Source organism: Marinobacter halotolerans (assembly GCF_008795985.1).
In the GTDB taxonomy this organism is placed as follows: Bacteria; Pseudomonadota; Gammaproteobacteria; order Pseudomonadales; family Oleiphilaceae; genus Marinobacter; species Marinobacter halotolerans.
The window spans coordinates 504,076-523,946 of the sequence record NZ_VMHP01000001.1; the positions used below are offsets into that span (position 1 = coordinate 504,076).

21 protein-coding genes and 1 pseudogene are annotated in these 19,871 nt (G+C 57.2%); 12 read left to right on the plus strand and 10 right to left on the minus strand.

The annotated features are described in order from the left end of the window. Positions 1–46: 46 nt before the first annotated feature. The 8 genes and pseudogenes from FPL19_RS02265 to FPL19_RS02295 all read left to right on the plus strand — a co-directional run bounded on the left by FPL19_RS02265 (position 47) and on the right by FPL19_RS02295 (position 8,850). The gene (locus tag FPL19_RS02265) at positions 47–1,624 is read left to right on the plus strand and encodes an ABC transporter substrate-binding protein (protein ID WP_150910211.1); all 1,578 of its coding nucleotides are present in this window, start codon (positions 47–49) and stop codon (positions 1,622–1,624) included. Continuing rightward, on the plus strand, positions 1,624–2,541 hold the full coding sequence (locus tag FPL19_RS02270) for an ABC transporter permease (RefSeq protein ID WP_150910213.1): 918 nt from the start codon (positions 1,624–1,626) through the stop codon (positions 2,539–2,541). Before FPL19_RS02265 ends, FPL19_RS02270 begins: the two co-directional genes overlap by 1 nt. Further along, complete coding sequence (locus FPL19_RS02275) at positions 2,542–3,483, plus strand: ABC transporter permease (protein WP_225314261.1); 942 nt, start codon at positions 2,542–2,544, stop codon at positions 3,481–3,483. A 25-nt stretch (positions 3,484–3,508) separates the two neighbouring features. After that, positions 3,509–4,471: pseudogene (locus FPL19_RS17710) on the plus strand (ABC transporter ATP-binding protein); the annotation flags it as partial. A gap of 48 nt (positions 4,472–4,519) precedes the next feature. Further along, on the plus strand, positions 4,520–5,530 hold the full coding sequence (locus tag FPL19_RS17715; protein ID WP_263656794.1) for an oligopeptide/dipeptide ABC transporter ATP-binding protein: 1,011 nt from the start codon (positions 4,520–4,522) through the stop codon (positions 5,528–5,530). A gap of 29 nt (positions 5,531–5,559) precedes the next feature. After that, entirely contained in the window at positions 5,560–6,633 is a 1,074-nt protein-coding gene (locus FPL19_RS02285) for a hypothetical protein (RefSeq protein WP_150910215.1), read from the plus strand. A gap of 12 nt (positions 6,634–6,645) precedes the next feature. After that, positions 6,646–7,464, plus strand: coding sequence for an alpha/beta fold hydrolase (locus tag FPL19_RS02290; RefSeq protein WP_150910217.1), 819 nt, complete (start codon positions 6,646–6,648; stop codon positions 7,462–7,464). Positions 7,465–7,497: 33 nt separating this feature from the next. After that, the gene (locus FPL19_RS02295) at positions 7,498–8,850 is read left to right on the plus strand and encodes a class-II fumarase/aspartase family protein (protein WP_150910219.1); all 1,353 of its coding nucleotides are present in this window, start codon (positions 7,498–7,500) and stop codon (positions 8,848–8,850) included. 3 nt (positions 8,851–8,853) lie between these two features. Here FPL19_RS02295 and FPL19_RS02300 read toward each other — a convergent pair whose 3' ends face one another. From FPL19_RS02300 to FPL19_RS02315, 4 genes are all read right to left on the minus strand, one after another. Continuing rightward, entirely contained in the window at positions 8,854–9,552 is a 699-nt protein-coding gene (locus tag FPL19_RS02300) for a crotonase/enoyl-CoA hydratase family protein (protein ID WP_150910221.1), read from the minus strand. Positions 9,553–9,638: 86 nt separating this feature from the next. Further along, a complete protein-coding gene (locus FPL19_RS02305) occupies positions 9,639–10,604 on the minus strand; it encodes a zinc-binding metallopeptidase family protein (RefSeq protein ID WP_150910223.1) in 966 nt (321 codons plus the stop codon). A gap of 88 nt (positions 10,605–10,692) precedes the next feature. After that, positions 10,693–11,070 (minus strand): hypothetical protein, encoded by a 378-nt coding sequence (locus FPL19_RS02310; protein ID WP_150910225.1) that lies wholly within the window; start codon positions 11,068–11,070, stop codon positions 10,693–10,695. Positions 11,071–11,144: 74 nt separating this feature from the next. After that, positions 11,145–11,435, minus strand: a complete 291-nt coding sequence (locus tag FPL19_RS02315; protein WP_150910227.1) for a hypothetical protein — start codon at positions 11,433–11,435, stop codon at positions 11,145–11,147. A 279-nt stretch (positions 11,436–11,714) separates the two neighbouring features. On the opposite strand from FPL19_RS02315, the gene FPL19_RS02320 reads away from it, so the two are divergent. Next, the gene (locus FPL19_RS02320; RefSeq protein ID WP_150910229.1) at positions 11,715–12,452 is read left to right on the plus strand and encodes a THxN family PEP-CTERM protein; all 738 of its coding nucleotides are present in this window, start codon (positions 11,715–11,717) and stop codon (positions 12,450–12,452) included. 28 nt (positions 12,453–12,480) lie between these two features. Here FPL19_RS02320 and FPL19_RS02325 read toward each other — a convergent pair whose 3' ends face one another. Genes FPL19_RS02325 through FPL19_RS02340 form a run of 4 tightly spaced genes read right to left on the minus strand, consistent with a single transcriptional unit; the run spans position 12,481 to position 16,291 of the window. Continuing rightward, positions 12,481–12,804: a hypothetical protein gene (locus tag FPL19_RS02325; protein WP_150910231.1), complete on the minus strand. Its 324-nt coding sequence runs from the start codon at positions 12,802–12,804 to the stop codon at positions 12,481–12,483. Then, complete coding sequence (locus FPL19_RS02330) at positions 12,797–13,645, minus strand: hypothetical protein (RefSeq protein WP_150910233.1); 849 nt, start codon at positions 13,643–13,645, stop codon at positions 12,797–12,799. The genes FPL19_RS02325 and FPL19_RS02330 overlap by 8 nt, the downstream gene beginning before the upstream one ends. Then, entirely contained in the window at positions 13,626–14,243 is a 618-nt protein-coding gene (locus tag FPL19_RS02335) for a flavin reductase family protein (RefSeq protein WP_150910235.1), read from the minus strand. Before FPL19_RS02335 ends, FPL19_RS02330 begins: the two co-directional genes overlap by 20 nt. A 26-nt stretch (positions 14,244–14,269) precedes the next feature. Further along, entirely contained in the window at positions 14,270–16,291 is a 2,022-nt protein-coding gene (locus FPL19_RS02340; protein WP_150910237.1) for an alkyl/aryl-sulfatase, read from the minus strand. Between the two features lie 175 nt (positions 16,292–16,466). Here FPL19_RS02340 and FPL19_RS02345 point away from each other — a divergent pair, with 175 nt between their 5' ends. Next, positions 16,467–16,889: a C40 family peptidase gene (locus FPL19_RS02345; protein ID WP_225314263.1), complete on the plus strand. Its 423-nt coding sequence runs from the start codon at positions 16,467–16,469 to the stop codon at positions 16,887–16,889. Here the strand turns inward: FPL19_RS02345 and FPL19_RS02350 are convergent. Further along, positions 16,864–17,796 (minus strand): homocysteine S-methyltransferase family protein, encoded by a 933-nt coding sequence (locus tag FPL19_RS02350; RefSeq protein WP_150910241.1) that lies wholly within the window; start codon positions 17,794–17,796, stop codon positions 16,864–16,866. The two genes, FPL19_RS02345 and FPL19_RS02350, sit on opposite strands and share 26 nt — an antisense overlap. Positions 17,797–17,929: 133 nt before the next feature. Between FPL19_RS02350 and FPL19_RS02355 the strand changes: the two genes are divergently transcribed. After that, positions 17,930–18,343: a DUF2721 domain-containing protein gene (locus FPL19_RS02355; protein ID WP_150910243.1), complete on the plus strand. Its 414-nt coding sequence runs from the start codon at positions 17,930–17,932 to the stop codon at positions 18,341–18,343. A gap of 9 nt (positions 18,344–18,352) precedes the next feature. Here FPL19_RS02355 and FPL19_RS02360 read toward each other — a convergent pair whose 3' ends face one another. Beyond that, positions 18,353–18,754 carry a DUF2784 domain-containing protein gene (locus tag FPL19_RS02360; RefSeq protein ID WP_150910245.1) on the minus strand — a complete coding sequence of 134 codons (402 nt, stop codon included), beginning with the start codon at positions 18,752–18,754 and terminating at the stop codon, positions 18,353–18,355. Positions 18,755–18,846: 92 nt separating this feature from the next. Between FPL19_RS02360 and FPL19_RS02365 the strand changes: the two genes are divergently transcribed. Continuing rightward, positions 18,847–19,854 (plus strand): zinc-dependent alcohol dehydrogenase family protein, encoded by a 1,008-nt coding sequence (locus FPL19_RS02365; protein WP_150910247.1) that lies wholly within the window; start codon positions 18,847–18,849, stop codon positions 19,852–19,854. Positions 19,855–19,871: the final 17 nt, after the last annotated feature.

A 19,871-nucleotide genomic window follows, 5' to 3' on the forward strand; every position in this document is an offset into this window, starting at 1 on the left:
TCCCACTCGAAGATCAGAATCTCCAATAACGACAACAGGAGGAGAGATGCAGACCCGGACCCCGGTGCCTTTAAGCACCCGCCTATTGAGCGTTCTGGTCGCCAGCTTTTTACCCCTGGTCGCCAGCGCTGACACCAGTGCAGACGCCAGCGAGGGTAAAAGCGGCGACACGCTGGTGGTTGCTTTTGAGAAGCCACTGACCACCGTCGACCGGCTGTACTCCATACAGCGCGAGGGTCTGATCCTCTCTCGCCTGACCGACGACGGCCTTTTTTATGTAAATCCTGACACGCTGGAATTTGAGCCACTGGCCGCGGAATCTTACCGGTGGGTGAACAGCACCCAACTTGAGGTTACGGTTCGCGATGATGTGGTCTTCCATGACGGCAGCCCGATGACCGCTGACGACGTGGTTTACACCTTCGAATGGGTACTGGACGAAGATTCCGACACCAGCCGGGGAGCTGTCATCCAGTCGTGGCTGGAAAGCGTCGAAAAAGTGGGCAATCGCACCGTCCGTTTCAACCTGCACCTGCCCTATCCGATGGCGCTCAGGGATATGGCCATCAGTATTCCAGTTCGCAAAAAAGGCACTTATGACGGCGCCGAAGGCATGGACAACGCGGCGGAAGATCGGCCGCTCAACGGCATTGGTCCTTACAGGATCAAAGAATTCAGCGCCGGTCGCGAAATCGTCGTCGAGCGTTTTGAAGACTATTACCAGGCAAGCCCCAAGGCCAACCCGGCCATTGAAACCATGGTCTTCCGTGTGATTCCCGATCAGGGCACCCAGCAGGCGGAGCTGCTTTCCGGCGGCATCGACATGATGATGGGCGTACCACCGGATGTGGCCGACAACATCAGTCACCTGCCGGGCGTTGTGCGCAGGGAAGGCAATGACATTCGCATCGGCTATATCACCCTGGATGCGGCCGGCCACTCCAACCCGGACAGCCCCTTTACCAAACTGAAGGTTCGGCAGGCCATCAACCACGCCATCAACCGCGAGGAAATCACCCGATATCTGGTGCGTGGCAGTGCCGAGGTGGTTCCCTACGCCTGTCATCCACGCCAGTTTGGCTGCAACAGTGACGGCCCGACCTACCCCTACAACCCTGAAAAAGCAAAGCAGCTTCTTGAAGAAGCAGGCTATCCCGACGGCTTTTCCTTCAAGCTTTGGGCCTATCGGGAAAAGATCATTGCCGAAGCCGTGGTCAGTGACCTCAAAGCGATCGGTCTGGACGTCGACCTGCGTTTCGTGAAGCTGAACGTCTTTGCGAAGGTTCGCAACGACAAGGACATGGAAGCGTTTTTCGCCTCCTATGGCAGTGGCGGCACGGCCGATGCGTCGGCCTCTACCGGTGTGCACTTTGCGGCGAATTCCGCGCGCAACTATACCGACGATAAAGAACTGGCCGAAACCGTTCTGGCCGCCGAGCGCACCATCGATCCCGACGAGCGCAAGCGTCTGTACAACAAGGCCCTGACCCGAATCGCGGAACAGGCCTACTGGGTTCCCATGTTTTCCTACAGCCAAAACTACCTGCTGTCGCCGGGACTTGAATTTGAAGTTCCGAAAGACGGCGTCCCCCGTTTCTGGCAAGCCAGCTGGAGCGACAAATAATGCTTAATTACGTTATGAAACGCGGCCTGATGGCCCTGCTCGTTGCACTGACAGTCTCTTTCGGCACCTTCGCACTGTTCCACTTTGCGACGGATCCGGCACAGACCATCGCCGGTGAAGATGCGCCCCAGGAGATGGTGGACGACATCCGCGAACAGTATGGTTTTGACCGCCCCGTCTCCGTGCAATACCTCGACTGGCTCGGCAGCACATTGCAGGGTGACTTCGGCCAGAGCTATTTCTGGAAGCAGCCAGTGGTAGATCTGATTCAGGAGCACGCCAAAGTCACGGTGCTGCTGGCACTCGCAGGGCTTTCGGTAACCATTCTGATTGCTTTGCCGCTGGGGATCAGCGCTGCTCTCAAACCCAACAGCTGGGTCGATCGATTTGCACTCTCGACAGCGGTTTCTGCCCAGGCCATCCCCAACTTCTGGCTGGGCCTGATGCTGATCATCCTGTTCGCCGTCATGTTTCCGATCTTCCCGGTGTCCGGCGACGCCACCTGGAAACATTACGTACTGCCTGCCTTCGTGCTGGGCGCCAGCTCGGTTCCGGCCGTAATGCGCCTGACCCGTACCGGCCTTCTGGATGTGCTGTCTTCCGACTACATCCGTACCGCAAAAGCCAAGGGCTTTATGGGCTACCGGCTGATCCTCCAGCAGGCTATGCGTAACGCCCTGCTGCCCATCGTCAGCGTCCTGGCAGTGCAGCTAGGTCACAAACTGGGTGGCTCGGTGGTTACCGAATCCGTGTTCAGTATGAACGGTCTTGGCCGGCTGGCTGTGGAGTCCATTTTCAACTCGGACATCCCCACGGTGCAGTCGCTGATTCTGATCTTTGTACTGACCTTTGTATTGCTCACGCTGGCGGCTGATCTGATCAACGCCTGGCTTGATCCTCGGATCCGGATGGGGTGAATGATGAACACGACCAAAACAATGAATCCGTCTGAACTGAGTACCAAAGAGCTGGGCGACACGGCAGAGGAAACCAATCTGGGCCTGAGTCCGACCATGGCGGCGCTGAAGCGTGCACGAAGCCATTATGGCCTGAAGATCGGCCTGGGCATCCTTTTGGTGATGGCTGTCTTTGCTATCTTTGCCCCATGGCTGGCGCCTTACGACCCTTACCTGCAGAACCTGCCGATGCGCATGCTGCCGCCGGTCTGGGTTGAAGGCGGCAGTTGGGAATACCTTCTGGGCACCGATCATCTGGGCCGGGATTACCTGAGCCGCATCATCTACGGTGCGCGGATTTCCATGACCATCGGCATTGGCGCCGCCAGCATTGGCATGGTGATCGGCGTCACCCTCGGCCTGATCGCCGGCTACTTTGGTGGCTGGCTGGACCAGGCGGTGAACTTCCTGGTGACCTGTCAGCTCGCGGTTCCTTCATTGCTGCTGATCATGGCGCTGGTGTTTGTCATCGGACAGTCCATCACGGTGGTGATCTTCGTCATCGGTGCCACCCACTGGGTGTTCTATCTGGTGGTCACCCGGTCTGCGACCCTGCGAATGCGGGAGCTGGATTTTGTTGCTGCTGCACAGGCCATGGGTTGCAGCAAATTCCAGATTGCCGTGAAAGAGGTGCTGCCCAACCTGGTGAACCAGATCATGGTGATTTTCACACTGGAAGTGGCTGTGGCCATACTGAACGAAGCCACGCTGTCCTTCCTCGGCCTGGGCATTCCATCACCGATCCCGTCCTGGGGCCTGATGATTGCCGAAGGTAAGCAAGCCATGTTCTTCCAGCCCTGGCTGGTGATTCTACCCGGTATTTCTCTGTTCATTCTCGTGATTGCCATCAACCTGCTGGGTGATGGCGTGCGAGACGTGACTGTGACAAACCGGAGAAACTGATATGGGGACTGAAATGGGTACTGAAATGAATGAAGCATCCATTCTGGATATCCAGGATCTGTCAGTCGACATTCCGACGGACTCCAACACCTTGCACGCCGTTCGGGGCATTAGCCTTGAACTGAACCGGGGCGAAACCCTGGGCATTGTGGGCGAGTCCGGCTCCGGCAAATCCATGACGGCCCTGGCCCTGATGAACCTTCTGCCCCCGGCGGCAAGGCGCCAGGCCTCCTGTATCAATTTCGATGGCAGTGATCTGACCCACGCCACCGAACGGGAACTGGCCAGCAAGATTCGCGGTCAGCGCATTGGCATGATTTTCCAGGAGCCGATGACCAGCCTGAACCCGGTCTACTCCATCGGTCGTCAGCTCAAAGAGACCATGACGATCCACCGCAAGGTATCGGACGCCGAGGCCGAGAAACGCGCCATCTACCTGCTTGAAAAGGTCGGTCTACCGGACCCCGCCAGTCGCCTTAAGCAGTATCCGCACGAGCTGTCTGGCGGGCAGCGCCAGCGGGTGATGATTGCCATGGCGCTGATGAACGAGCCGGAACTGCTGATTGCAGACGAGCCGACCACCGCGCTGGACGTCACCATTCAGGCACAGATCCTTCACCTTCTGTGGGAGCTGCAGCAGGAATTTGGCATGTCCATGATTCTGATCACTCACGATCTGGGCGTTGTATCGCGGGCGGCAGACAATATTGCGGTGATGTATGCGGGTGACATCGTGGAAACCGGCAAAACCGCCGAAGTCTTGCAGGACCCGCGTCACCCCTACACCAAAGGTTTGCTGGAATGCGTGCCCGGATACCAGGGCGCCCACCAGAAACGCCTGGGCGCGATTCCCGGCATTGTGCCGGCGATGACCGGTGAGATTACCGGTTGCGCCTTTGCCACCCGTTGCCCGCGGGCGGCGGATATCTGCAGAACGGATAACCCGCCCACAAAGAAACTGCATCAGGGCCGCTATTTCGTCTGCCACGAGCCAGATCTGATCGCAACGGATACGGCGGCCCAAAAGCCTGCGGCTGTGAACGAAGCGACGAGAGAATCCGGCCTGGCCAAAGGCGAGAACGTTCTGACGGTTGATCATGTCAGCTGTACCTTTTCGGTCCGTCGTGGCCTCTTTGGCAAGCGCAAACCTCTGCAAGCCCTGGACGACGTCAGCCTGACCCTGAGAAAGGGCGAAGTACTGGCGCTGGTGGGCGAATCCGGTTGTGGCAAAACCACGCTGACCCGCACCATCATGGGGTTGCAGATGCCCAGCTCCGGGTCGGTGGCTCTGAACAATCAGCGAATTGAAAATCTACCGCCTATGGACCGGGCACGGATGATCCAGCCTATTTTTCAGGATCCCTATTCGTCTTTGAATCCGCGTAAAACCATCGGCGACATCATCGCAAAACCGTTAGTGGTGCATGGTATTGGTTCGAAAAAGGAACAGCACGATCGCGTGCGCCAGATTATGGAACTGGTGGGCCTGCCAAGCCGGGTGTTCAACAGCTACCCGGACCAGCTTTCCGGCGGCCAACGACAACGTGCGGCGATCGGCCGGGCGCTGATCCTGAATCCGGAAGTAGTGATCTGTGACGAGCCCACCTCTGCCCTGGACGTTTCCGTACAGGCCCAGATCCTGAACTTGCTATTGGACCTGCGGGACGAGCTGGATCTGACCTACCTGTTCGTGACCCACAACCTGTCGGTGGTGCAACACATGGCCGACCGTGTCGCGGTGATGTATCTCGGTGAAATCGTCGAATGCGGCGACCGCGACCAGGTGATGTCCGAGCCCAAACACCCCTATACCCAGGCGCTGATGGATTCGGCGCTTAGCATCTCGCCGGGCGAGACAATACCCGACCCGGGTCTTTCCGGCGATTTCCCTAACCCGATGAACCGGCCCAGCGGCTGCCCTTTCCACCCGCGCTGTCCTCTCGCAGACCAGCAGTGCCGTGAAAGCAAACCGCGCCCCGAAATCATCGACAACACGCTGGTTCAGTGCTGGAAGGCCGAGTCTTCCCGTCGCCAGCTCAAATCATGATCCCAAAAACAATACAGAGGACCTGCGCCATGAAACTCATCGCCATATTTCTAGTAGGGCTACTGTCCGTCCTCTCCGGTTGCGCTTCGGTGCAGTCTGAAAGCGCGGCAGTCAGCGAAGAGGCCGAATCAAATCTGTTCCAGCCGGAAACCTTCGAAAGCTACGGCTCGTTTGTCGTGTCAGCCGGCACAGAGGAAAAACCGGTCGACATGCGAGTCTGGTACTCCAAGCCGGACAACGTAACACCCGATACGCCCATCATCATGGTGATGCATGGCGGGCGGCGTGACGCTGACAATTACCGGGATTACTGGGGAGCCTACGCAAAACAGTACGATGTCCTGATCGTGGCTCCCCAATTTTCCGACGAAGACTTCCCCACAGGGTGGGGCTATCAGATGGGCAATTGGGTCACCCAGGATTCTAGCTCCACCGATGCCAGCAAAGGTGAGCGCGTGCCGGTGGAACAAACATCCTTTGCCACCTTCGAACGGGCTTTTGACAAGATCAAAGACAAGTTTGGGGTTAATGCAGAAACCTACGATATCTGGGGTCATGGTAGTGGTGGCCAGTTCGTTACCCGCATGATCATGCTCTATCCAGAAGCCCGGATTGGCACCGCTATTGCCGCCAACTCCGGCAGCTACACCTTCCCGGACTGGACCTTGCCTCTGCGCTATGGACTGAAGAACACCGGCGTTGAACCGGAGGATCTGAAAGCCTCCTACAAGCATCACCTGGTAATCATGCTGGGCACCGAAGATAACGATCCGTCTCATCGTCTGCTGAGCCAGTTGGAGATTGCCCAGGCTCAAGGCGCGCATCGCCTGGAGAAAGGCCAGAATTTCTACAAGGTCAGTAAGGCCCAGGCCGAAAAGCTCAACACCGAATACAACTGGGAACTTGAAACCGTCTACGGCGTTCGCCATAGCGGACGAAAAATGGCGGCCGCCGGAGCAGAATACCTGCTTGAGGGCAAGACCGAAGAGCCGCTATTCACCGACGATATGGAAGTGAACGAGCCCTACCGCAGGGACAGCCGAGCAGAACAGGAAAGCGGGCTGCTGCAGGGCTCCGACGACGGAGAGGCCTCTCCGTTCTGAAGACACTCAATCATGAGCGATGTAACCACTATGGAACAGCAAATGCCCCGGTCGATTGTCCGTTTATCGAATGGTCGGCTCAGCTATCTGGAAAACGGCAGCGGTACGCCGGTGCTCTTCCTGCACGGATTGAACGGTAACGGCTCCAGCTGGGTGGACCAGCTGTCCGCCCTCGCGCCCACCATGAAAATGTGGGCCTGGGATGCCCCGGGCTACGGTGAATCCGACGTCGCCGGTGATTCGGTGACAGATCTGGCCAATGTCGCCATTGAATTCCTGATGGCCTGCGACAGCGGCCCGGTCAATATTGTCGGGCACTCGATGGGCGGACTGGTGGCGATGAAGATCGCCATCATGAAGCCCGGCCTGGTGAAGCGCCTGATCCTGTCGTGCACTCATCCCGGACATGGCCTGTCCGATCAGGAGGGGGCGAACGAACGTTATCAGCGCCGCCTCCGCGAACTTAAAGAGCTTCCCAGGGAGGAGTACGGCCGGCGGCGAGCCAAGGGTATGCTCCCGGCTGACGCCAGCGACCTTGTCTTTCGGCGCGTAGCCGACATTGCCGCCGAGTCCCGGCCGGAAGGGGTGGTGAACGCAGCATGGGCCATCCAGACCGCCAATCTGCAGCCGGAACTGTCACAGATTCAGGCGCCAACTCTGGTCATTACCTGTGACAGGGATTCTGTTGCGCCACTGAAAAAAGCACAACCCTTGCTGGATCAAATCCCTGATGTCCGCCACCTGGAGCTTAGGGGCCTGGGGCATGCTCCCTATATCGAAGACGCATTGCGCTACAACGCTGCCGTGTCGGACTTTCTGATCGGCGTCTAGCTTCCCATTCACGGACAAAGAACAGACGAAACCATGGATATCAAGGCAGCAAATCTGTTCAGCATGGAGTCCAAGATTCAGGCCTGGCTCGACGTGGAAGTGGCCCTGGCGAGAAGCCAGGCCGAGCTGGGCATGATTCCGTGTGATGCCGCCGATGAAATAGCGCGTAAAGGCTCACTTGAATGGATAGACAAAACCGCCCTGCTGGACGATATGCAGGTAACCAGAGCCCCTATTGTGTCTCTGGTGCGATTTCTCGCCCAGGCCTGTAACGGCAGTGCCGGGGACTATGTGCATTGGGGTGCGACGACCCAGAACATTATGCAGACAGCGGAGGTGTTGCTGATGCGTCAATCCCATCAGCAATTGCTCAATCTGCTGGCCAACTGCTTTGATGCTTTGGCAAACCAGGCCGAGTCCGGATCCGATGTCGTGATGGCCGGGCGGACCCAGCGTCGTCATGCGTTGCCCATAACCTACGGCTTCAAGGCTGCAGGCTGGATAGATGAATTGCTGCGCCACAAGCAGCGTTTTCAGGAAGCGGAACCGAGGGTGTTCACCCTGATTTTCGGCGGTGCAGTCGGCGCCATGCATTCATTCGGCGGAGCTGGTGAAGCATTAAACAGAGCCATGGCCCATCGCCTGGGCCTTAGCTACGTGGACGTGCCCAGCCGATCCGTCAACGACCATCTAATCGAGTATGTGCTCTTGCTGGGGTTTCTAGCCTCAACCTGCGCCAAAATTGGCCAGGAACTTTACACGCTGATGTCCGAGGAAGTTGGCGAGGTTTACGAAGACCTTGGCGACGAAGTGGTTGGTAGCAGCACCATGCCCCAGAAAGTGAACCCGAAACTTTCCGTCAACGTGATTGCCCTGGCAGCACAGTTGCGCGCCCAGATAAGCCTGGCCATGGATGCCGCACAAACCAGCCATGAAGGCGATGCCACCTCCAGCAAAATGATTTACACGGCGGTCGATACGGCCTGCCCCCTCGCGATTGAAATGCTGGAGCAACTCGAAGAGTTATTGATCAGACTGCGACTGATGCCGGAACGGATGCGGGCCAATCTGAAGCTGACGGGAGGAATGATCAACAGCGAAAATGTCATGATGGCACTGGCAAACCGTGGCCTTGGCAGGCAGAAAGCACATGACGTGGTTCACTCGGCGGCCATCACGGCAGCCAGGGAACATCGACCTATAAGCGAAGTGCTGGCCGAAAACCCGGCCGTAAGCACTCTGCTAACGGCTGACGACATTGGCAAAGCCTTGAACCCGGAAAACCACCTGGGCGAGAGCATCGGGCTGGCCCGCAGGCTGGCAGGCCGAGCCAAAGCCGGTGCTGACTCGCTCCGCAGCCACAGCAAAACGCTGATTCGGGATTGAAGCTCAGTCCGTCAGGCCCAGACTCTCACCGTCCTTGAGAATGCAGCTGTCCAGAAGCTCCAGGTATCCTGCTTTGGTCTTTTGCTTGGTCTGGGCGTGGGCTTTCATATTAAGCTGTTTGAACTGCTGCGCCACCTCGTTGGCCCGGGCCATCAAGGCATCTGGTTCGACGGTTTCGTCAAGATAGCCCGCCTCGGTGGCACCCTCGGGGTTGTAAATTTCAGCGTTGACCACACTGCGGTAGAAATGTGATGGAGTCAGGCGATGGCGGGCAATCTCAATACCGACGTGGTGCATGGTCATGCCGATAGCCACTTCATTCAGACCCAGCTTGAAGCTGCCCTTGATGCCGATACGGTAATCCACCGACAGCATGATGAAGGCCCCCTTGGCGATGGCGTGACCACTGCACGCGCCAATGATCGGCAACGGGAACGCCGCCAGGCGACGGGTAAACGTAGAGCCCATGGTGACAAGTGCGGTAGCCTCTTTCGGGCCTTTCTGCATTTCTTTCAGGTCATAACCGCCTGAAAAGATGCCGGGCTGGCCGGTCAGGATGACCACGGCTTTGTCTTCTTCGGCACGGTCCAGTGCCGTGTTCAGCGCCTCGAACACCTCATGGCTCAATGCATTGGCTTTGCCATTGCTGATGGTGATTGTCGCTACGCCGTCATTCAGTTGATAACTTACAAGATCCGTCACCGGCCATTCCTCATGCTTGGTTTACTTTGAAAGGCTGAACTTTGCCAGCTTCTGAATTCAGCCTCAATACTTTCGCTTTGTGTCAGCTACCAGCCCTGGGCACCGCGCTTGAGCCAGTCATGTACAAAGACCAGCTTCTCCCGTGCTACCGGTGACAGGGTGAACGGATAAAGGTCGGACAGTCCCATGGAGCGGTTTACATGGTTCACCCGCACTGTCAGCTGCGAGGCGATATTAATGAGTCTTTCCGAATCCATTTCCGTGTAAGGGTCCCATTTGTGGTGGGGCAGCTCCGGGGAGCCCAGCTCAGAGGCAACCGCACTGTCGGCGATGTCGGTCAGATGCAGCAGGTGCGCGGCCGTTTCCGCCCAGTCCTCGTGGGGGTGAGCCGAGGCATAGCTGGTCAGGTAACGCTGCCGCCATTCCGCCGGCGGGCCGTTCTCGTAGTGCCGCTGCAAAGACGCCGCATAGTCAATCCGTTCGTCGCCGAACCGTTCCCTGAATTCGGTGAGAAAGTCCTCGCGCAGGCTAAGCCGCCACCACAACATGTGGGAAATTTCGTGGCGCATATGGCCGATCATGGTGCGATAGGGCTCATCAAGTGCCTTGCGACGGGTGGTACTGATCAGCGGGTCCGCTTCGGCCACACTGATTGTAACCACGCCGTTGCCGTGGCCCATCTGCACTGGCATCAGGCCTTCGGCAAGCATATGGAAAACGGGCCGCGTGCCCGGATCCTCGGGCCTGAACCAGTGCCAGCGACCCAGATTATCCAGCACCCAGCGTTTGGCGGCTTCGGTTGCTGCCCAGTTGGGTATGGCGTTCTGTATGGTGGGGTCGGGCGCCAGCGCTGTCATGACGCAGGAACGGCAGAATGCGCCTTCCTCCGGCGCAATCCAGTTACAGCCGATTCGTTCCCGGTTGATACAGAAGGGTGGCATGGGAACAAACGCCCGGGCCTGTGGATCGTAAGCAACCGGCATACCGTCGGAGGTGGTCAGGTTGTCGAACCACAGCCCGCCCGACCCAATCGGATTGGAAAAAACCAACATAGCAATTACTCGTCGTCGCTGAATGCAGAGCGATGAAATTCTGCCGCTAAGGCAGTCTTTTTCACCCCCATTTCAAAATTTCGGAGTTTCACTCGCCAAGCAGACGGGAATGCTGAACCAGACAATCCATCATGGTGACAGAAACGTCTCGGAACATCTGTTCCGAGCCAATCGTATCGGGGAACCTGTCGGCTATGGCCCTGCGGCACACGGGCTCACGGTTCTTAACGGCGTTCAGACAATCGGCGTACTCACTTGCGCCCTCGCCTACACCCGTGGCCTCTTTACACAGCCGTGGCACCTCTTCCACTGCCCAGTCTAGCACCCTTGACCGGTCAACCGGGTCGGAAGCCGGATTATTAAAATTGCTGGCGTCGATGGGCGGAGTTGGCTCTCGGGTCTGATTCCACAGAACAAAGAAGATGGCGGCCGACACCAGAATCACTGTGGCCGTGGGGAATTTCATGGGCGCATCCGATCGAGTTGAATAATCAGCCGATCATAGGGCCTTTATACGCGATACGCCAACCGCTAACCCGTCTAGTGATCCCGGGCCAATTGATACCAGCGGTATTTGGTGCAACTGGCACTACGCACTGTTTTTTCCTTCAGCCAGACCGTTTTGCCTTCATAAGACCGCTCCTGCCAGTCTTGTGTTACTTCCACACAGAAGCCCGGCTGGTCCGGCAGCGCCCTGACCATGGTTTTGGGATAGCCTTCCGGCTTTGTACCAACCACACCTTCACTCAGGTCCTGGTTGACGATGGTTTTCGGCTGTGTAGAGCAACCAGCCAGAGTAATTGCAAACACAAAAAGTAATAACGATTTCATGTCGTTTCCTCCTCAAGTACAAGAGAAGATCCCGGAAAACCGGACAAGTTCCTTCGAAACACCTATCTCTTAAAGACGTAACGACAACATCAGGGATGCGGATCACCATTGCGGCTACACAACTGGGCCAGAGGCCAAAGACGGGCGTTTGTCAGCTTTTCTTACACATCTGGAGGCGGAAAAGTCCAGACCATTGAATTTACTGGAAATTAATAACTGGCACGGTAATAGCTTGTTCGCGACCAACACAATTCTATTGACACCAACAGGTTGAAAAACATGAGTTTCCTGAAGTCATTTCTGGGCGCTTTAACCCTCACTGTTGCCTCATCCACCGTTCTGGCCTTTCCGGTCAACCTCGATACGGTTAACGGGCAATGGGAGAACGTGTCCGGAGGACAGGATGTCAGCGGCGAAGGAACCAACCAGATTCGTTGGGGTACGGCCCACAAGCAAAGTGGATACGGTTTCACCGCCAATGGGGACCTGCCGATTGCCATCAACGACTCGACACCTTTTGTTCTGGGCGAGTTCACCCATTACAACTATGCGATTCCGTCCGGTACCGCGATCGACAGCGTGGATCTTGATGTTTACGCCGAATTCTCTGCTGGCGCGGGTTCAAAAGTGACAGGTCCTTTCACTTTTAAATTTTCTCACGACGAAACGCTTAACAACGCACCGGTTCAAAGCTGCGACCTGATTTGCTGGTTTGTGAAAGTCGTGTTCGGAAAGGACAAGTCGACCACCAGTTACACTGGTCCGGTCGATGACATTGTGCGGGTTACTTTTGATGAAAGCCTGACATCCGAGTTCGTGCTTGATTCCAAAGCCTACTCACTCGATCTGCTGGGCTTCGAGGGCAATGCTTCTGAACTCACCACACCAGAGCATGAGAAAACATCAGTTAACCTTCTCGCCAGTCTGAGCGTACGTGAAGTACCAGAGCCGGGCACCCTGGCGCTGCTGTCCCTGGGTCTTCTTGGCCTGGGTCTGGCGCGACGCCGCTCCGCATAAGCACGTCTGGCTGGGGGCTCAAATGCCCTTAGCCAAAATACGCTTCGATCCACTGAAAAAGCTTCTGGGTGTCCATTTCTGACAGCGCCATGCTCTGGAAGTCCTCGCCCACCTCATCTTCAATGGTAATGAACTGATAAAGCAGCACACCGGGCTGCTCATCGTGCAGGATCAGCGTAATACGGCGGCGGGTTCGCAGGCAGTCGATGGTCATCACGTCGGCGGGTATGCCGGAGTCGCGCATGCCGCGGCGCACCTCTACTACCGGATTGATGTGTTTGTGGGTGGCCTGGATGCGGGCGTGGGCATCGCTGGCCATATCGGAAAGCGCTTTTAACGGATCTTCAGACATAGGAATCGGACTTTCTCTCATGAGCGTGAACAAGCTGACCGTAACATAAAGCCACCCGCGCCAAATGAATCACCAGGCATTGGGACCCGATATAGAGAACCCAGTTCACGTATCTGACTTCCGGGAAGTAACCTTCGCCGCCGTTTCCATAGATCCAGAATTGTCCGATGACGCTATCGGCCAGGGCGGCCAACACGACACCGCCACCAACCAGCAACACTGCGGGCCTGAAGCGGGCGTTTCCAAACGAGAATATAAAGGTGAGCCCGCTGGCCCCGACAATGGTTATGAAGACGCCGTAAAAACCGGTAATACCCGAGACGTAATCCCCGGTACCCGGAAGGTGCATGGCGTTAATGGAAACACCACCAAGGATGCCTGCAACCGACAATACTCCGGCGATGAATAGCCCGCTCAAGCCATTGGCCAGGGATAGTCTTACGACCGCAATCAGCATCAGTAGGTACCCGGGCGCAAAAAACCAGACCGAATCCGCCAGGTAGTCATGCTTTACCACCGAACCGTGCCGGTAATAGGTTTCCGGCAGGTTGAAGTTCACCAGGTCGCCCAGTATGCATAGTGCCAACGAGCCGACACTGAGCCATGCAGCCTGCCGGTAAACTGAAACAGAGGTATGGCGGTACACCCAGTTTTTCAGGGCCAGGGCGTTCACCAGCAGGGCCAGAAGCATCAGGGCTTCTGCGCCCAGAATGAACAAACGAGCATCGCCACTGACCGACCAGAGCCTGCCAAGCCCGCCGGCAGCATCGACCATTGCAGTCAGCCAGACGATCAGTGAGATCAGTATGAATCTGTCGGGTTTAATCCGGTCGCGGAACATTCAGAATTTCACCAAGGGTACCGTATTCACTGCCGCCTAGACGGGCAATCGGGTCGATACCTTTGGCGTCGAACACGAACCGTCCCTGTTCATTGATTCGGGCAATACTGTCTTCCACAAAAACCTGCTTTATATCCCCGAAAACCAGCGATTGCGGCGCATCGCCCATTTCAATCACTTCCCTCAGTTCACAGTATAACGCCACCGGGCAACCATCAACCCGAGGCAGTGGCCAGCCGTCCTCCTGAACCAGATCCATGCCCAGGTTATCCAGTTCGGACAGGCCGTGATCCAGATGGCGGGACGTTTCCGTCATGGCCTGAGCGTGGCGCTGACTGCCAATATGGACCACAAACCGCCGGGTAGCCTCGATATTTACCCGGGTGTCCTTGAAAGAGCCATCAGCGGGCTTCTTGCCCACCGACACCATCAGTATGGGAGGCTTGCTGGTGATAACCGTGAAAAACGAGTAAGGAGCGAAGTTGTAGCCGTCTTCCGGGTTCTCGGACAAGACCCACGCCACGGGCCGGGGGATGACGGCCTGGGTCAGAATCGGATGAATGTGTTTGGCGTCTGTCGCCTGGAGGTCTATGAGCATGGTATCTCCGGTGCCGTGTCGGATTTTCAGGGAACGACTACATTAAACCGCCCTTCCGGTTTATCCAACATTCCGAAGAAACTGACCAGGTCCAGTTTGCTGCCCTCGAAGCTGATGTCATCACTGAAAAGCAGCTCCGTCAGCCCCGCCCTGCCAATCAGAAGGTCGACGAACGCAGGCCGCGTAATATTGAGCGTGGCGTCCGCCGGTGTATCGGCGGCCACAGGCCGGTTGTGGAGGACCGAGTTCTGGAGCGTCAGCAGGTATGCCTGATCAAGATCAGTGAAATAGATCTTGATGGCCATCTGTTCACCGGCCGCCTCTTCGGCAATCAGGCGCACCGCCATGCTGTCGAAAAACAGCGACACCGGCGTGTGCAGCAGGATGTCCCTCATCACGGCCGGCTCGATGCCTTTTTCGGGCGCGCCGTGGCGAAGCTCGTAGGCACCGGACAGGTAGAAATCCCGCCAGGGGCCGGATTCAGCCTGGTAGCCCAGTTGATAGTAGACCTTCGCCAGCAGGGCTTTGGCTTCCTGGTTGTCGGGATTGGCAAACACCAGGTGATTCAGCAGTTCCGCCAGCCAGCGATAGGTATCGCGCCCCTCCTGAGCATCCATTGAAGATGCGGCGTCGAAGTCACCCCGTGCCTTTTCCAGAACACTGTCTGCACCGCCCATCATCGCCACGTAACGCTTTGACGATTCAGCTTCAGGCAGTGGGTTGAGCTGCGCCGGATTGGCCGTAAACCAGCCCATATAGTGCTGATAGACCGCTTTGGCGTTGTGGGATACGGTGCCGTAGTAGCCCTGATTGTGAAAATCCTGCATCAGGGCTTCAGTTAATTGCAGCTGCTCTGCGATCTCCCGGGGGGTTGCCCCCTGATTCATAAGGCGCACACTCTGGTCGTGGATGAACTTGTAGGTGTCCCGCTGTTTCGCCAGAAAATCCTGGATGTTTTCCTGCCCCCACAACGGCCAGTGATGGCTTCCAAAATAGACCTCCGCTTCGGCGAACCGGTTCTTCGCCTCGTCAATAAAACCGCTCCAGATGCGGGCATCGCGAACTTTGGCACCCCGCAGCGTATACAGGTTGTGCATGTTGCGGCTGACCAGTTCGGCGCCACAGAAGGCCTTTTGTTCCGGCAGATAGAAAGTGAATTCGGCAGGCGCTTCCGAGCCGGACACGATCTGGAATTCCATGGGCACCCCGTCCAGGGTAAGGATGGTGCCGGTTTCGCTGACCAGTTGTGTAGGCGTGGCAAAACCAAAGGTGCCGAAAGCCGGCCCCTTGCCAAGCCCGGTGTCTACATGGCCCCGGACGTCCCGGGCCAGCCGTTTGCCGTACATGAACATGGCCCGTCGGGTCATTGCAGGGCCGGCGATGATATTCTCGCTGGTGGCTTCGTCTTCAAAACCTGCGGGTGCAACGATTTCAAGATTGGCCTGCTCTTCTTCAGACAGGTGCTGCAACACCCCCTGCACGCCGCCAAAATGGTCGATATGGCTATGGGTGAAAACAATGGCCTTCACCGGCTTTTCACCCAGGTGGGTCCGGGCGAACAGAAACGCCTCGCTCGCCGTTTCCTTGGCAGTCAGCGGGTCCACCAGAATCCAGCCGGTATCGCCTTCAATGATGGTCATGTTGGACAGGTCGTATCCGCGAATCTGATAGATGTCGTCCGTTACCTCGAACAGCCCGTGTATGTTGTTCAACGCCGCCTGGCGCCAGAGGCTGGGGTTGACCGACGCGGGCGCATTGGCTCCTTCGGGGTCGATAAAATCGTAGGCGGGCATGTTCCAGATGTCGGCGCCACCGGGCTCGGCAATCACCAGTTCCGGGGCCTGGGCGATCAGGCCTCGGCGGGCATCGGCGAAATCGTCTCGGTCGGAAAAAGGCAACTGCTCCAGCACTGCCTCATTGGCGGCCAGGGTAGTTTCGGCCGGCGCTGTGTGACCGGACTCGCTGACGCCGGAAGAATCCCCGGAGCCCGCGCCACAACCAGACAGCAGGAATAGGGACAGAAAACCAACAATCTTACAGCGCGGCATGGCGACCTCCTGGAACACAAAATGATGCAAAGTTTAACCTGACAAGCCAGCATCGCGGCTTTTAATCTGAACAGATCCAGAACAATCCGAGGCTGCACCCATGAATCTCCGCCTGATGTTGCTCGTCACACTCCTGTCCGCTCTTGGGCTCGGCGGATGCGCCAGCAATCAGAGTATGCAGTCAGCGAATGAACATGTCTGGCAGCCGGCGGACCAGTCCACCGCCGACTCGGAGGCCGCAGACCGGCTATGGCAGGTATTTGAACGCTACGAGGGCACGCCCTATCGCTATGGCGGCACCTCCGCCAAAGGGTTCGATTGCTCAGGATTTATTGCTACCGCGTTCGATGAAGCGCTGGGGCTACAGCTGCCGCGCACCACCTCACAGATGCTCGCCGAGGGTGATATCGTGCCCCGGGATCAGCTGCGGGCCGGGGATCTGGTATTTTTCCGGATCAAAGACAAGGATCAGCACGCGGGCATTTACATGGGTGGTGACAGTTTTATCCATTCATCCACCTCCAGCGGCGTTTCCCGCTCGTCCCTTAACGGTTACTACTGGCGCGACCGACTCAGCCAGGCACGGCGTTTTGATTAGAGTCCCGGGCTGCCAGTTCTGAAAAACGCGTCAGCACGAACTCCTTTTCGAGACTCCTGGCCAGGTGTGCAATGTGCGCGGGGGTAATTTCACAACAACCGCCGACTACACTGGCACCGGCGCCGAGCCACTGCTTTGCCGCCCTCGCGTAGGCTTCCGGCGAGACATCCGCCCTGGCTTCGAGGCTGTCTACCAGGCCGCCCTTCGCCACGTCTTCCACCGATTCGAATGCATTGGCATAGCCGCCAACGCAAGGATACATGGCAACCAGCTGCGGCATGGCGGCATCCAGAATTTCCAGGTCACAACAGTTCAGCATGACTGCGGTGGGGGCGTATTCAGCAATGGCTGTCACCGCTTCTGCCAGACTTTCGCCTGATTTCAGTCCACCATCCACTTCCAGACGAAACGATACGCCAAACGGTTTACCCAGCTCCCGGGCGGCGGCACAGGCGGCCCTCGCTTCCAGCGTGTTGGTCATGGTTTCGATCAGCATGACATCGGCGGACTGCTGCAGCGCAACCAATGTGTCGTACTCATTGCGCAAGTCGTCAAAAGAACGCTCCGGCTGGCCCTGATAGCTGGCCGCCAGCGGAGGAAGACACCCGGCGACATCCACGGCAGTGGTGGTCTGTTCCATGGCCTTGTGCAAGGCGTCAAACGCTCGCTGGTGGATCTCTTCGATCCGGTCTGCCATCCCGGCCCGATGCAAACGCGTGGGTGTAGCCGCGTAGGTATTGAGCGTAAGCGTACGGGCGCCGGCGCGGATGAAGTCAGCGTGCACGCCGGTTACCGTTTCGGACTGCTCCAACATGACAGCGACGGACCATAGCGGAGAACTCACCTCGCGGGCTCTGCGATAAATTTCCTGGCCGAGGCCACCATCAAGCAATGCAACTGAACGCATAACGTGGTTCGCTCCCAACGTAAATGTATGGCATGCACCATCTGGCAGTACCGAGCACTAGCGACATATTGGTTCTTATACGCCCGATGAATCAATGCCATACTAACGATTCGACTGAAATCAGGAGCCGACTTTGACACTGACCACGCCCGCCCTGTTGTTTCCGGCCATCTCCCTGTTGTTACTGGCCTATACCAATCGATTTCTGGTTCTTGCCCAGCTGATCCGCCAGCTCAAACAGATGGACACCGAAGAAGACCACGCTCTGATTGCACGGCAGATCAGCATGCTGCGCAAACGCATTGTGCTGACCAAACGCATGCAGACCTACGGCGTGCTCAGCTTCTTCCTCTGCACCATGTCCATGTTCCTTCTATTTCTGGGCGTTGAACTTGCCGGCGCCATCACATTTGGAATCAGCCTCATTCTTCTGTCGATATCCTTGCTCTATTCGCTTTACGAAATCGTGATTTCAACGAACGCTATCAACGTGGAGCTTGAGAGTTTTGAAGCGAGGAAGCAGGGGGAGGCCGAAAAACAGCAATAAAAGGTCCAATCATCGCCCCGGTGATTTCGGCCGCACCAGATACCAGCTCGCCAGAACCAGAGCTCCGAATACCGTATAGGCCACAACAAAAACCCACTCGGGCGCACTGTAATAAAGGATCGACTGTAGCCAGTGCTGGATAAACGAACCGTCGTATCCGGCCTGCCCTGCTTTATCCCGCAGCGCCATCTCCCAGGTGGTGAGAGGGCAGATAACACCCAGCCAGGACTGAAGTACCACAACTCCAATAATGATCAGATGGGCAAGCCGGAACCAGATATTACGCACCCACTGCCAGTTCAGAATATGCCCAAGATAGATAGCCACCAGGCCCAGTATCACAAAGGCCACCAGCAGGGTGTGCGCGATCAAAAGAATATCTGCGAAAATCAGAAACCATTGGGCATCCATCACTGCCCTCCGAGTCAGGCGCTAAATGTGATCCAATTCGGCTTTTAACGACTACCCTAGCGTACCAAATACATCTTAAAGGAGCCCAAGCCATGAAAATTGCGACCCTTTCGCAGCCCGGCGGCCTCGACCAGTTGAAAATCATTGATGGCCCAGACCCGGGTGAGCCGGGCCCCGGGGAGCTGCGAGTACGGATCCACGCCAATTCCCTGAATTTTCACGACTACGCGGTCGTCGCTGGCGCCATCCCCACATCCGACGGTCGCATCCCCATGGCCGATGGCGCCGGTGTGGTTGAAGCAGTTGGCGCGAACGTGCAGGAATTCAGTGTAGGCGATCACGTGGTTTCAACCTTTTTTCCACAGTGGGAGAACGGCCCTGCGCCCATCGATAATTTCAGCACAACTCCGGGCGACGGGATTGACGGGTTTGCCCGGGAGCAAGTCGTTGCGCCGGCTTCCGGATTCACTCATGCCCCCAAAGGCTTCAGCCACACCGAAGCCGCTACCCTGACCACAGCAGGCCTGACCGCATGGCGGGCACTGATTGTTAACGGCGGACTTAAAGCCGGTGACACTGTGCTCACCCTGGGCACCGGCGGCGTCTCCATTTTCGCTCTCCAGTTCGCGAAGATGATGGGGGCCCAGGTGATCTCCACCTCGTCATCCGATGAGAAACTGGAGCGCCTGAGTGCAATGGGTGCAGACCACACCATCAACTACAAAACCACGCCCAACTGGGGTCAGCGGGTGCAGGAACTCACCGGGGGCCGGGGCGTTGACCATGTGATCGAAGTCGGAGGCCCAGGCACGCTTCCGGAATCCATTGACGCTGTCAGTATCGGCGGCCATATTGCGCTTATCGGTGTACTAACAGGCAGTGCCGGCGATGTACCTACGGCAAAACTCATGGCCAAACAGGCGCGCCTGCAAGGCCTGATCGTTGGTAGCCGTTTCCACCAGCAGGAAATGATCCGGGCAATTGAAGCCAATGGCCTGCGCCCGGTTATCGACCGCTCGTTCTCCCTGGAAAACATTGCAGAGGCCTTCCGGTTCGAAGAATCCGGCAAACACTTCGGCAAGATCTGCCTCGAGTTCTGAACCGGCGCCGGCTGGCG